Origin of the sequence: Lentibacillus sp., from assembly GCF_035301675.1 — a bacterium.
Lineage (GTDB): Bacteria > Bacillota > Bacilli > Bacillales > Amphibacillaceae > Lentibacillus.
Genome location: NZ_DATGTT010000032.1, coordinates 18,089 through 32,663, shown reverse-complemented (window position 1 = coordinate 32,663; position 14,575 = coordinate 18,089). Strand labels below are relative to the sequence as shown.

The 14,575-nt window shown below is 45.4% G+C and carries 10 protein-coding genes and 1 other annotated feature; all 10 genes read right to left on the bottom strand.

The genetic code is table 11. The features are described 5' to 3' along the window. Positions 1-53: 53 nt before the first annotated feature. Positions 54-1,244, bottom strand: coding sequence for an elongation factor Tu (tuf, locus tag VK097_RS05055; RefSeq protein ID WP_324210717.1), 1,191 nt, complete (start codon positions 1,242-1,244; stop codon positions 54-56). A 108-nt stretch (positions 1,245-1,352) separates the two neighbouring features. Then, positions 1,353-3,431 carry an elongation factor G gene (gene fusA / locus VK097_RS05050; RefSeq protein WP_324210716.1) on the bottom strand — a complete coding sequence of 693 codons (2,079 nt, stop codon included), beginning with the start codon at positions 3,429-3,431 and terminating at the stop codon, positions 1,353-1,355. Positions 3,432-3,473: 42 nt separating this feature from the next. After that, complete coding sequence (gene rpsG / locus VK097_RS05045; protein WP_324210715.1) at positions 3,474-3,944, bottom strand: 30S ribosomal protein S7; 471 nt, start codon at positions 3,942-3,944, stop codon at positions 3,474-3,476. A gap of 36 nt (positions 3,945-3,980) precedes the next feature. Further along, positions 3,981-4,400, bottom strand: coding sequence for a 30S ribosomal protein S12 (rpsL, locus tag VK097_RS05040; RefSeq protein WP_324210714.1), 420 nt, complete (start codon positions 4,398-4,400; stop codon positions 3,981-3,983). A gap of 139 nt (positions 4,401-4,539) precedes the next feature. Beyond that, entirely contained in the window at positions 4,540-4,791 is a 252-nt protein-coding gene (locus tag VK097_RS05035) for a 50S ribosomal protein L7ae-like protein (RefSeq protein WP_324210713.1), read from the bottom strand. A gap of 121 nt (positions 4,792-4,912) precedes the next feature. Beyond that, entirely contained in the window at positions 4,913-8,536 is a 3,624-nt protein-coding gene (rpoC, locus tag VK097_RS05030) for a DNA-directed RNA polymerase subunit beta' (RefSeq protein ID WP_324210712.1), read from the bottom strand. Between the two features lie 108 nt (positions 8,537-8,644). Next, on the bottom strand, positions 8,645-12,181 hold the full coding sequence (gene rpoB, locus VK097_RS05025) for a DNA-directed RNA polymerase subunit beta (protein WP_324210711.1): 3,537 nt from the start codon (positions 12,179-12,181) through the stop codon (positions 8,645-8,647). Between the two features lie 522 nt (positions 12,182-12,703). Continuing rightward, complete coding sequence (locus VK097_RS05020; RefSeq protein ID WP_324210710.1) at positions 12,704-13,303, bottom strand: class I SAM-dependent methyltransferase; 600 nt, start codon at positions 13,301-13,303, stop codon at positions 12,704-12,706. A gap of 82 nt (positions 13,304-13,385) precedes the next feature. Then, positions 13,386-13,751, bottom strand: a complete 366-nt coding sequence (rplL, locus tag VK097_RS05015; RefSeq protein ID WP_324210709.1) for a 50S ribosomal protein L7/L12 — start codon at positions 13,749-13,751, stop codon at positions 13,386-13,388. A 57-nt stretch (positions 13,752-13,808) separates the two neighbouring features. Next, a complete protein-coding gene (gene rplJ / locus VK097_RS05010; protein WP_324210708.1) occupies positions 13,809-14,315 on the bottom strand; it encodes a 50S ribosomal protein L10 in 507 nt (168 codons plus the stop codon). A 33-nt stretch (positions 14,316-14,348) separates the two neighbouring features. Beyond that, positions 14,349-14,497, bottom strand: a sequence feature (ribosomal protein L10 leader region). Positions 14,498-14,575: the final 78 nt, after the last annotated feature.

The window sequence follows — 14,575 nt, the reverse complement described above, 5'->3', positions numbered from 1 at the left end:
AACAAAAAATAGACAGCGTCGTCACGCTGCCTATTTTTTATATTAACCATGTTTTATTTTTCGATTTTTGTTACAACACCGGATCCAACGGTTTTTCCACCTTCACGGATAGAGAAGCGTGTACCGTCTTCAATGGCAATTGGCGAAATCAATTCAACATCCATTTCGATGTTGTCACCTGGCATAACCATTTCAACGCCTTCTGGAAGCTGAATAACACCAGTCACATCAGTAGTACGGAAGTAAAACTGCGGACGATAGTTAGCGAAGAATGGCGTGTGGCGTCCACCTTCATCTTTGGACAATACATAAACTTCTGCTTTAAAGTTTGTATGTGGTGTGATTGATCCTGGCTTAGCCAAAACCTGGCCACGGTTGATATCTTCACGGGAAACACCGCGAAGAAGTGCGCCAATGTTGTCACCTGCTTCAGCATAGTCAAGAAGTTTACGGAACATTTCCACACCAGTTACAGTAGATTTGCTCAAGTCCTCTGCAAGACCGACGATTTCTACTTCATCACCAACTTTAACTGTACCGCGCTCAACACGGCCGGTTGCAACAGTACCACGGCCAGTGATGGAGAATACGTCCTCAACAGGCATCATGAATGGCTTGTCATGATCACGCTCGGGAGTTGGAATGTATTCGTCGATTGCTGCCATCAATTCATGGATTTTCTCTTGGTATTCTGCTTCGCCTTCAAGAGCTTTCAAAGCTGAACCTTTAACGACTGGAATATCGTCTCCAGGGAAGTCATATTCAGTCAGAAGGTCACGAACTTCCATTTCAACCAGTTCGAGCAGCTCTTCGTCGTCAACCATGTCAACTTTGTTTAGGAATACAACAATTGCTGGAACACCGACGTTGCGTGAGAGCAGAATGTGCTCACGAGTTTGTGGCATTGGGCCGTCAGCTGCAGATACAACCAGAATAGCACCGTCCATTTGTGCTGCACCGGTGATCATGTTTTTAACATAGTCAGCGTGCCCTGGGCAGTCAACATGTGCATAGTGACGGGAGTCCGTTTCATACTCCACGTGGGAAGTAGCGATTGTAATACCTCGTTCTTTTTCCTCTGGGGCATGGTCGATTTCGTCAAAATTCATTGCAGAACCTGCACCGGATTCATTATGCATTGTAGTTGTGATAGCTGCAGTCAATGTGGTTTTACCATGGTCGACGTGTCCAATTGTTCCAATATTCACGTGACTTTTCGAGCGGTCAAATTTTTCTTTAGACATGTATAGTTCCTCCTTTAAAGAAATAAAAGTGTTTTTTTAAATTTATTGAAGGGCCGAATAAACCGAGCCTTCAATAAAAGTTATACGTCAGATTAAGGAAAAAATCAATTATTCTCCTGCATTTTTCTTAATAATTTCTTCAGAGATGCTCTTTGGCACTTCCTCATAATGGTCAAAATGCATTGTAAAAGTTCCGCGTCCTTGTGTGTTGGATCTTAATGATGTTGCGTAACCAAACATTTCAGCAAGCGGCACAAATGCTTTGACAAGCTGTGCCGGTCCGCGCGGTTCCATACCTTCTACACGGCCACGGCGTGATGTCACATCCCCCATAATATCACCCATATACTCTTCAGGGATAACAATTTCAACTTTCATCATCGGCTCAAGCAGAACCGGTCTGCATTCTCTTTTAGCTTCCTTGAGAGCCATCGATCCGGCAATTTTAAATGCCATCTCGTTTGAGTCAACATCATGGTAGCTTCCATCGAAAAGCGTTGCCTTAACATCGATAAGTGGATAGCCCGCTAATACACCATTCTCCATTGATTCACGGATGCCTGAATCAACAGATGGAATATATTCACGCGGTATGACACCACCGACGATTTTATTTTCAAATTCATAGCCTGCGCCTTCATCGTTTGGTTCAAATTTAACCAAAACATGTCCGTACTGTCCACGACCTCCGGATTGACGAATGAATTTGCCTTCAACCTCAGCAGATCCGCGGAATGTTTCGCGGTAGGCCACTTGCGGTGCGCCAACTTGCGCTTCGACCTTGAATTCAACTTTCAGCCGGTTAACGATAACGTCGAGATGTAATTCACCCATTCCGGAGATGATGGTCTGGCCGGTTTCTTCATCTGTTTCCGTCTTAAAAGTCGGGTCTTCTTCTGCCAGTTTGCCCAAAGCAATTCCCATCTTATCCTGATCGGCTTTTGTTTTAGGCTCAATGGCAACCGAAATAACCGGTTCCGGAAAGTCCATGGACTCAAGAACAACAAGATCCTTTTCATCACATAGCGTTTCCCCGGTCGATGTATCTTTCAGACCAACACCTGCTGCAATTTCGCCGGCATGTACTGTCTTAATTTCCTGCCGTGAGTTTGCATGCATTTGCAGGATGCGTCCAACTCGTTCCCGGTTATCTTTAACCGAGTTTTTGACATATGAACCGGCATCCAATGTACCCGAGTACACCCGGAAGAATGTCAGCTTACCTACATACGGGTCTGTCATAACTTTAAATGCGAGTGCTGAAAACGGTGCATTATCGTCAGATGGTCGTGTTGTTTCTTCTTCTGTTCCCGGTACTATACCTTCTATCGGCGGTACATCCGTTGGAGATGGAAGGTAGTCAATAACGCCGTCCAATACTAATTGAACACCTTTGTTTTTAAATGCAGAGCCGCAGTATACCGGATAAAATTCAACATTCAGTGTTGCTGTGCGAATCGCTTTTTTAAGATCCTCCTCGGAAATCTCTTCACCTTCAAGATATTGCATCATGAGGTCTTCATCAACTTCCGCGACAGCCTCAATTAATTCACCGCGCAGTTCTTCGGCTTTTTCTTTATACTCGTCAGGGATTTCACGAGCATCGGCACGGGTTCCGAGTTCATCTTCATAGTAATAGGCCTGCATGGTGATCAGGTCGATGATACCTTCGAAATTATCTTCTGCACCAATCGGCAGCTGAACGGCATGCGCATTGGCGCCAAGACGTTCTTTTAATGTATTCGTTGAATACAAGAAATCAGCGCCGACTTTATCCATTTTGTTAACGAAGACAACTCGTGGTACACCATACGTTGTTGCCTGACGCCACACAGTCTCTGTCTGTGGCTCAACGCCGGATTGTGCGTCAAGCACAGTTACAGCGCCGTCAAGTACACGCAAAGAACGTTCAACTTCGACTGTGAAATCAACGTGCCCCGGTGTATCAATAATATTTATACGGTGATTTTTCCATTGGGCAGTGGTTGCAGCGGACGTGATAGTAATACCACGATCTTGTTCCTGCTCCATCCAGTCCATCTGTGATGCGCCTTCATGGGTTTCACCAATTTTGTGGATACGTCCTGTATAGAAAAGAATACGCTCGGTAGTAGTGGTTTTGCCTGCATCAATGTGAGCCATAATACCAATATTACGCGTCTTTTCCAAGGAGAACTCTCTGGCCATGTATTCTTCTCCTTTCTGTTGAAAGCTTTTATTTCGTTTTGATTACCAGCGATAATGGGCAAATGCTTTATTTGCCTCTGCCATCTTGTGTAATTCTTCACGTCTTCTGACCGACGCTCCAGTGTTGTTTGAAGCATCCAGAACTTCATTGGCGAGTCGCTCTTCCATTGTTTTTTCTCCACGGAGACGTGAATAGTTAACAATATAGCGCAATCCCAATGCCTGACGGCGTTCCGGGCGCACTTCCATCGGTACCTGATAGTTTGAACCGCCAACACGGCGTGCACGCACTTCCAGAACAGGCATGACATTCTTCATCGCTTGTTCAAATACTTCCATCGCGTCTTGCCCGCTTCTTTCCGAAACGAGTGCAAACGCATTATAGAGAATTTTTTGTGCTTTACCCCGTTTACCATCTACCATAATCTGATTAATCAAACGCGTTACCAATTTTGAATTATAAAGCGGATCAGGCAAGACATCGCGTTTAGGTACTGGTCCTTTACGTGGCATATGTCTCCCTCCTTTCCCTGAATCTATCGCATTAGTTTATTTTTTAGCTTTAGGTTTCTTCGTGCCATATTTTGAACGGCCTTGTGCACGGCCTTCTACACCTGCAGTGTCAAGAGCACCGCGTACAACGTGATAACGAACACCCGGCAAGTCTTTTACACGCCCGCCGCGAATCAGCACAACACTGTGCTCCTGCAGATTGTGTCCAATTCCAGGAATGTAGGCGGACACTTCCATGTTGTTTGACAAGCGAACACGCGCATATTTCCGCAGTGCAGAGTTTGGTTTTTTGGGTGTCAATGTGCCAACACGGGTGCAAACGCCACGCTTTTGTGGTGCATCTTGGTTCGTAAATTGTTTTTTGAAGCTATTATAACCTCTGTTCAGTGCAGGTGAGTCATACTTTTTAGGTTTGCTCACACGACCTTTGCGTACCAATTGATTAATTGTAGGCATTTTATTTCCTCCTCTCTTTTTTAGTCAGTAATTAGATACACGGATACCACCCATTACAATTGCTATCGTAATACCACATATCCAGGTGGTTCATTTTTTCGCAAAAAACAAAGTCTTCGCGATGAAATCGCCAAAACCCTTATTGTTTTAATGCAACAGCTGATGCGTTGACATCAATGCCGCAAGCATCACCAAGCTTTTGCATAGAGTCAACCCGGTGACAGGGCACACTCATTTCATGAGCCATGCTTTCCACCTTCCGGGTGATGTGCCGGTCTGCATCATCAGCAATAAATACTTCACTTACAGCACCACGTTTGATTGCTTTAAGTGTCTGTTTCGTTCCGATTATCAAATTTGATTGAAACCGGGTCACTTTTTCATAAGACATCCGCATATCCTCCAAAGTAACAAGTATAATCGGAAGCACCCTGGATATATTACCATTCCTGGTTTGTATTGTCAACGTTATTTCGGGCTAATTTTTGAGTGCTTCCGATATCATTACTTGCCTACGAAAATGTGTTTTCCACCGGCTCTGTCCCTTCCGGCTCATCAACATTTTCTTCCGGTTCATCCAAGGATGTTTCAAGCTTACGGTAACGCTGGATACCAGTGCCGGCAGGGACCAGCTTACCGATGATGACATTTTCTTTAAGTCCGAGCAATTCATCGCGCTTGCCTTTAATCGCAGCATCCGTCAGTACACGGGTTGTTTCCTGGAAGGATGCAGCAGATAAGAAGGAATCAGTTTCCAGTGATGCTTTTGTGATACCGAGAAGTACTGGCTGACCGATGGCCGGCTGCCGCCCTTCCTGCAGAACTGTCTGATTGGCATCCCGGAACTGATGAATTTCCAGTAATGAGCCAGGCAGTTCATCCGTATCCCCTGATTCAACGACACGGATCTTGCGTATCATCTGACGTACCATAACTTCGACGTGCTTGTCGCCAATTTCCACACCTTGCATTCGGTATACTTTCTGGACCTCACGCAGCAGGTATTGTTGTACGCCATCAATACCTTGTACCCGGAGAAGCTCTTTTGGATCAACAGAACCTTCCATAAGTGCCTGCCCGGCAAGCACGTCATCACCTTCAGACACTCTCATACGCGCATTGTAAGGTACAGGGTATACGCGTTCCTCGACATCACCTTGGATGACGACCTCCTGTTTATCTTTCACTTCTCTTATTTCCTGAACAGTACCATAAATCTCACTGATCACAGCCTGCCCTTTTGGATTGCGTGCTTCAAACAGCTCTTGAATACGCGGCAAACCTTGTGTGATATCATCACCTGCAACACCGCCAGTGTGGAAGGTACGCATTGTCAGCTGGGTACCAGGTTCCCCAATGGACTGTGCGGCAATGATACCGACTGCTTCGCCAACTTCAACCTCATCGCCGGTAGCCAAGTTGCGGCCATAGCATTTTTTGCAGACACCTTGTTTGGTGTTGCATGTGAATGCAGACCTGATAATGACTTTTTCAATACCGGCTTCTACGATTTGCTTGGACTGGTCTTCCGTCATCACATCGTTTTTCTCTACAATCATTTCATCAGTTTCAGGGTGACGCACATTTTCGAATACTGTACGTCCGACTAAGCGGTCCAGCAGCGGTTCGATTACTTCCACGTCATCTTTCAATGCAGAAACTGTCAGACCGCGGTCTGTGCCGCAGTCGTCTTCGCGAATGATAACATCCTGAGCTACGTCAACAAGGCGGCGTGTCAGGTAACCCGAGTCAGCTGTTTTCAGTGCTGTATCGGCAAGACCTTTACGTGCACCGTGTGTTGAAATAAAGTATTCCAGTACAGTCAGGCCTTCGCGGAAGCTGGACTTAATCGGCAGTTCCATAATCTCGCCTGACGGGTTAGCCATCAGACCGCGCATCCCGGCAAGCTGTGTGAAGTTTGAAGCATTACCTCTGGCCCCGGAATCACTCATCATGAAGATTGGGTTTCGTTTATCCAGCGATTCCATCAGACGTTCCTGAATATCGTCCTTGGCCTGTGACCAGATTGCGATAACCCGGTCATACCGCTCGTTGTCCGTAATCAGACCGCGCCTGAACTGTTTTGATACTTTATCAACTTGCTCCTGTGCTTCACTTAGAACCTCTTCTTTTTCTTGGAGGACAACAATGTCTGAGACGCCTACAGTCATGCCTGCACTTGTTGAGTAACTGAATCCGAGATCCTTCATGCGGTCAAGCATTTTGGATGTTTCGGTTATCTTAAACCGTTTAAACACTTCGGCAATGATATCACCCAGTATTCCTTTCTTGAACGGTGGGATGACATCACGCTTTTTAATCTCTTCGTCAATATCTGCTCCCTGCTCAACAAAGTATTTTGCAGGTGTTTTAATTTCCAGGTTGGACTTTGTCGGTTCGTTAATATATGGGAACGACTCCGGCAAAATCTCATTAAAAATCAATTTACCGATTGTTGTCAGCAGCATTTGATCCTGCTGTTCTTCCGTAAAGGATTTCTTGTTAAGACTGGATGCCTTGACAGCTATGCGTGAGTGCAAGTGAACATAACCGTTCTGATAGGCAAGGAGTGCCTCATCTGTATCTTTGAAACGGCTTCCTTCACCGATTGCATTTTCACGTTCCAGTGTCAGATAATAGTTACCCAAAACCATATCCTGTGATGGTGTTACAACAGGTTTGCCATCTTTCGGGTTCAGGATATTCTGTGCAGAAAGCATCAGGACACGTGCTTCTGCTTGTGCTTCTGCCGAAAGCGGCACGTGCACAGCCATTTGGTCACCGTCAAAGTCTGCATTATAAGCTGTACAGACAAGCGGGTGAAGACGAATTGCGCGACCTTCAACCAGCACGGGTTCAAATGCCTGAATACCTAAGCGGTGCAATGTCGGTGCACGGTTTAATAGAACCGGATGTTCCTTGATCACTTCTTCAAGAACATCCCATACTTCCGGGTGAACCCGTTCGATTTTGCGTTTGGCCGATTTGATGTTATGAGCAAATCCTTTTTCGACAAGCTCTTTCATAATAAATGGCTTAAACAGTTCCAATGCCATTTCTTTTGGCAGACCGCATTGGTACATTTCCAGACTCGGCCCAACAACGATTACTGAACGTCCGGAATAATCGACACGTTTACCAAGCAAGTTCTGACGGAAACGTCCCTGTTTCCCTTTCAGCATATGAGAAAGTGATTTAAGCGGTCGATTACCGGGACCTGTTACCGGACGTCCGCGCCGTCCGTTATCAATCAGTGCATCAACTGATTCCTGCAGCATCCGTTTTTCGTTTTGAACGATGATGCTTGGCGCCCCAAGGTCAAGAAGGCGTTTCAGACGGTTATTGCGGTTGATGACACGGCGATATAAATCGTTCAGGTCTGATGTGGCAAAACGTCCGCCGTCAAGCTGAACCATCGGGCGAATTTCCGGCGGGATAACCGGAAGCACATCGAGAACCATCCAGGAAGTATCGTTACCAGAATTGCGAAATGACTCCAGAACTTCAAGACGTTTAATCGCACGTGTCCTTCGCTGTCCATGCGCTGTCTTCAATTCCTCTTTCAGTGTGTTAACTTCTTTTTCAAGATCAATATCCTGCAGAAGTTTGCGGATCGCTTCAGCACCCATTTGCGCTTTGAACGTTGCACCATATTTCTCATAATAGGCACGATATTCCTTTTCGGAAAGGAGCTGTTTCTTTTCCAGCGGTGTATCACCGGTTTCCGTAACAATATATGCAGCGAAATAAATGACTTCCTCCAAGGCACGAGGTGACATATCCAATACAAGCCCCATCCTGCTTGGAATTCCTTTAAAATACCAAATGTGCGATATTGGTGCAGCCAGCTCGAGATGACCCATGCGTTCACGGCGGACTTTTGCTTTTGTAACCTCAACCCCGCACCGATCACAAACGACACCCTTGTAGCGTACCCGTTTATATTTGCCGCAATGACATTCCCAGTCCTTTTGCGGTCCAAAAATCCGTTCGCAAAACAGACCATCTTTTTCCGGCTTTAATGTACGGTAGTTGATTGTCTCCGGTTTCTTGACCTCACCATGAGACCACGAGCGAATTTTTTCTGACGAAGCTAACCCGATTTTCATATACTCAAAATTATTTACATCCAGCAAGGGTCTACCTCCCTTTTTTGTGTCCGATTTTCCCGGACCGGAAAAACTGGTATTTTGCCAGTTTTTCCTGATCCGATTCATCATCAGCCTCTACAAAGCGCAATCCTATTAATTTTCCTCAGCTTCCAGGTTTAATTTGCTTGCCGCTTGTGTTTCTTCTTCTTCCAGTTCGCGCATTTCGATTTCCGATTCATCGCTGGACAGCATTTTAACGTCCATTCCAAGACTCTGAAGCTCTTTGATAAGCACTTTAAACGATTCAGGTACGCCGGGCTCTGTTACATTATCACCTTTAACGATTGATTCATAGGCTTTGACACGGCCTACCACATCATCCGATTTCACCGTCAGTATTTCCTGAAGTGTATAAGCAGCACCATACGCTTCAAGTGCCCAGACTTCCATTTCACCGAAACGCTGGCCTCCAAATTGCGCTTTACCGCCCAATGGCTGCTGCGTTACTAGTGAATAAGGTCCGGTCGAACGGGCGTGCAGCTTATCGTCAACCATGTGTGCGAGTTTAATCATATACATGACACCGACAGATACACGGTTATCAAACGGCTCACCGGTCCGGCCGTCATACAGGATTGTTTTGGCGTCCTTCGACATGCCTGCTTCCTGCAATGTCTCATAAACATCTTCTTCACTTGCGCCATCAAATACCGGTGTGGCCACATGCAGTCCAAGCTGACGTGCTGCCATGCCCAGATGCAATTCAAACACCTGTCCGATATTCATGCGTGACGGTACACCCAATGGATTGAGCATGATGTCGATTGGTGTGCCATCAGGCAGGAACGGCATATCTTCTTCAGGTAAAATCTTGGAAATAACACCTTTGTTACCATGTCTTCCCGCCATTTTGTCCCCTTCAGATATTTTCCGTTTCTGAACGATGTAAACACGTACCAGCTGGTTTACACCCGGAGGCAATTCATCCCCGTCTTCCCGGTTGAATATTTTAACTTCCAGGACAATACCGCCTGCTCCGTGCGGCACTTTCAATGACGTGTCACGAACTTCCCGCGCTTTCTCGCCAAAGATGGCGTGGAGCAGCCGTTCTTCAGCAGACAGTTCAGTTACCCCTTTAGGTGTAACTTTACCGACCAGGATATCACCATCAGAAACTTCTGCGCCGATGCGGATAATACCGTTTTCGTTAAGGTTCTTCAGAGCCTCCTCGCCGACGTTTGGAATATCCCGTGTAATTTCTTCCGGTCCAAGTTTCGTATCACGGGCTTCTGATTCGTATTCCTCGATATGAATTGACGTAAAGTCATCATCTTTCACCATGCGCTCACTCATGATGACCGCGTCCTCATAGTTATAACCTTCCCAGGTCATAAAGCCGACCAGCGCGTTGCGGCCAAGCGCTAGTTCACCGTCTTCCATCGACGGACCGTCAGCCAGGATTTCTCCTTTGGTGACACGATCGCCTTTGCTGACAATTGGGCGCTGGTTATAGCAGGTCCCCTGGTTTGAACGGATATATTTCTGCATGCGATAAACATCCAAGTCGCCCTTCACTTCTTTGCCATCAACTTCAGAAACACGTCGGATACGTACTTCTTTAGCTTCTACGTGCTCCACAACACCGTCATTCCGGCAGATAATCGCGGCACCCGAATCTTTACCGGATACATATTCCATTCCGGTTCCGACTATTGGTGCTTCAGGTTCCAACAAAGGCACCGCCTGACGCTGCATGTTCGCTCCCATCAGCGCACGGTTGGAGTCATCGTTCTCAAGGAATGGAATACATGCTGTTGCAGCAGAAACAACTTGTTTTGGCGACACGTCCATGTAATCAAGTTTTTCGCGCGGCACAACTGTGTTATCACCGCGGAAACGAGCAATAACCTCTTCGTCAGCAAAAGTGCTATCTTCATTCAGGCGGGCGTTTGCTTGTGCCACAATATAGTTATCTTCTTCATCAGCCGTCAGGTAGTCCGTTTCATCGGTTACTTTACCGGTCTCCGGATCAACACGGCGATAAGGCGTTTCAATAAAGCCGAATTCATTGACCTTTGCATAACTGGACAATGAGTTGATCAGTCCGATGTTCGGTCCCTCAGGCGTCTCGATCGGGCACATACGGCCATAGTGTGAATAGTGAACGTCACGCACTTCAAAGCCTGCACGTTCACGTGTCAGACCGCCGGGTCCGAGAGCGGACAGACGCCGTTTATGGGTCACTTCCCCTAACGGATTTGTCTGATCCATAAACTGTGACAGCTGCGAACTCCCGAAAAATTCCTTAATGGAAGCTATAACAGGGCGGATATTAATCAGCTGCTGTGGTGTAATGCTTGATGTGTCCTGAATTGACATCCGTTCGCGCACCACACGTTCCATGCGGGAAAGCCCGATCCGGAATTGATTTTGCATCAATTCACCTACGGAGCGCAGACGCCGGTTGCCCAGATGGTCAATGTCATCGGTCCCCCCAACATGGTGCAGCAAATTAAAGAAATAGTTGACAGATGATATAATATCGGCAGGCGTAATATTCTTAACACCCCTGTCGACACCCGCGTTGCCGATGACTTCCAGTTCGCGTTCGCCTTCAGGATCAGTCGGATCGATAATTTTTACGGATTGCAGGCGAATTGATTCATCCAGAACTCCTTCGTTTGGTTCAACATGCTTTTCGCCAAGCATATTCTCCTGGTTTTCCAGGTAAGGAATGATCTTATTAAGCAGTTTTCGCTCCAATTTGTCGCCCTTTTGAGCCAGAACTTCCCCTGTCTCAGGGTCGACAACCGGCTCAGCCAGAACTTGATTGAACAGACGGTTTTTAATGTTTAATTTTTTATTCATTTTGTACCGGCCAACGCGTGCCAGGTCGTACCTTCTTGGATCGAAAAAGCGAGACACCAACAGGCTTTTGGCATTTTCAACCGTTGGCGGTTCACCCGGACGCAGACGTTCATAGATTTCCAGCAACGCTTTTTCAGTTGTTTCTGTATTGTCTTTTTCAAGGGTATTCTTCAGGTACTCATTTTCCCCAAGAAGGTCGATGATTTCCTGATCTGTGCTGAATCCAAGCGCACGTAAAAGAACCGTGATCGGCAGTTTACGTGTACGGTCAATTCTTACATATGCAACATCCTTGGCATCCGTTTCAAACTCCAGCCATGCACCGCGGTTCGGAATCACCGTCGCAGTCACACCACGTTTGCCATTTTTATCAAATTTTTCGCTGTAATAGACACTCGGTGAGCGCACAAGCTGAGAAACAATAACACGCTCAGCACCGTTAATAATAAATGTGCCTGTGCCTGTCATCAGCGGAAAGTCGCCCATAAACACTTCCTGTTCTTTCACTTCACCTGTCTCGTTATTGATCAGGCGAACTTTCACACGAAGCGGGGCATTATATGTGACATCCCGATCTTTCGACTCATCAACAGGGTACTTGGGTTCACCAAGACTATAATCAATGAACTCCAGTGATAGGTTGCCCGCGAAATCCTCAATTGGGGAAATATCCTGGAACATCTCCCGCAAACCTTCCTTTAAAAACCAATCATAGGAAGCGGTTTGAATTTCGATTAGATTTGGCAGTTCCAACACTTCGCTAATACGCGCATAGCTTCTGCGTTGGCGGTGCCGTCCGTACTGAACTAGTTGACCTGTCAACTGCTTCACCCCTCAAATCAAGCATTTTTCAAAGATTAGTCACCATAGTTGCTGCAGAGAAAAATGACTCATATTTTTATTAGAAAACTTGGCTTATTGCCAAACCTTAATGGCAAAAGCCTAAGTTGTGCACTTATGCAGTAAGAAAGTATCTATACTTTCTTAACTGTGAAAAACAAGCTGACATAATGACCAGCCGTTTTAAATCCATAATCCAGATACAAAATAACAATAGCACGTGTACTACTGTTTAAATGAACTTCCAACAATTCCGCAGTCAGGGCAACTGCAGAAAACATATTTTACACCGGCAACACCTTAATACCTTAATTTCTAATAAGTAAGAAGGGAAACAAATGACCTTGAAATTTTTCAATAAAATGCCATTGTTTTTCGTCGATTCTACCATTGTTCCCGTTTGCCAGTGGTTTATACATTTTATATTAAATGAAATCTTCTCTTGACAAAAGAAGCCCCATGTTAGCATTTAAATATGTTATCACAAGTAAACTATAAGGTCAATCATTTTGTGGTCATCAAAATATAATAGCCTTTACTGCGGTCAATTACTTCAACATCTCCAAATAAATCGTTCAATTTATTCATTGCAGATGGCGCACCCTGCTTCTTCTTAATGACCACCCACAACTGTCCGTTCTCCAGCAAGACATGTTTGCTCTCTTCAAACATCTGATGGACAATTTTTTTGCCTGCTCGGATGGGAGGGTTGGTGAGGATTGCTGCAAATTTTCTATCTTTGAGATGACTGAATCGATCACTGATTGCAAATTCAACATTGTTCACATCGTTGTAATGCGCATTTTTCCTGGCGAGTGCGACTGCCCGTTCATTAATGTCCGTCAGCATAACACTGCGTTTCTTATAACTGTTCGCAATGGCAATTCCAATCGGTCCGTAGCCGCAGCCAAGGTCGAGAAGACTGCCCTCAACCGGGGGCTCTTCAAAATATTCGATCAGCAATCGCGATCCGTAATCCACTTCATTTTTTGAGAACACACCATAATCGCTCTCAAATTTAAAAATCTCGCCTCTCAGCTGGTAATTCCATTTCTTGGGTGAACTTTTAGATTGAGGGTTTTGTGAAAAGTAATGCTCAGACATTTAGACACCCGCTTCATTGTATAATTTGAAGGAGAAATATATAGAGAGCCCGTCGTAATACCGACGAGCTCTTAATATCAAACTACTTAAGTTCTACAGTTGCGCCTGCTTCTTCAAGCTGACCTTTAATTTCTTCAGCCTCTTCTTTAGTTGCGCCTTCTTTAACAGCCTTAGGAGCGTTATCAACCAGTTCTTTCGCATCTTTCAGACCAAGACCGGTGATTTCGCGGACTGCTTTAACAACTTTAATTTTAGATGCGCCGGCGTCCTGAAGCTCTACATCAAATTCAGTTTGTTCTTCCTCAGCTTCTCCGCCGCCGTCTCCGCCTGCAACTGCGACTGGTGCTGCAGCGGTTACGCCAAATTCTTCTTCAATTGCTTTAACTAAATCATTTAATTCCAAAACAGACATTTCTTTAATCGAATCAATAATTTGCTGATTATCCATTTTTATTCCTCCATTTTTTCGTTTTGTTATATGAATGCCGGAATGCCAGCAGCCAATTTATGCACCCTGTTCTTCTTTCTGATCTGCAATAGCTTTCGTTGCGTATGCAAAGTTGCGTACAGGTGCCTGCAATACGCTAAGAAGCATTGATACCATACCATCGTAGTTCGGCAGGTCTGCAAGTTCCTTGATTTGCTCAAGTGATGCAATTTCACCTTCAATGACGCCGCCTTTGATTTCCAATGCTTCGTGCTCTTTGGAAAAGTTGTTCAGAATTTTAGCCGGTGCTATAACATCATCATTGCTGAAGGCAACTGCAGTCGGACCGACGAGTGTATCGGACAAATCACTCAGCTCGGCTTTTTCCGCTGCGCGGCGTGTCATGGTGTTCTTGTAAACTTTGAATTCCACGTTTGCTTCACGCAATTGTTTACGTAATTCATTTGCTTCAGCAACATCAAGTCCGCGGTAATCCACCAGCAGCGTTGACTGACTGTCACGGAATTTATCGGCAATTTCATCTACAAACTGCTTTTTCTGCTCAATAATATTTGCATTAGCCATCCATTCCACCTCCTGTTAAATGTTCATCATACCGTATTTATTAAAAAAGCCTCCATAGATACTGGAGGCTTGTATGACAAATGGGGGCCCATTCGGGGAATTATCCATTTGCTTTCCAACACCTCGGCAGGAAATTAAGCATAATCTGCACCTGCTGTCTACGGTATAACGTATTCATCTTTATAACGTCATTTATTGTACTTGACCATTCACTAAAAGTCAACCATGCATTCTGTTTTAAATTTCTAGTCCTGCGACTG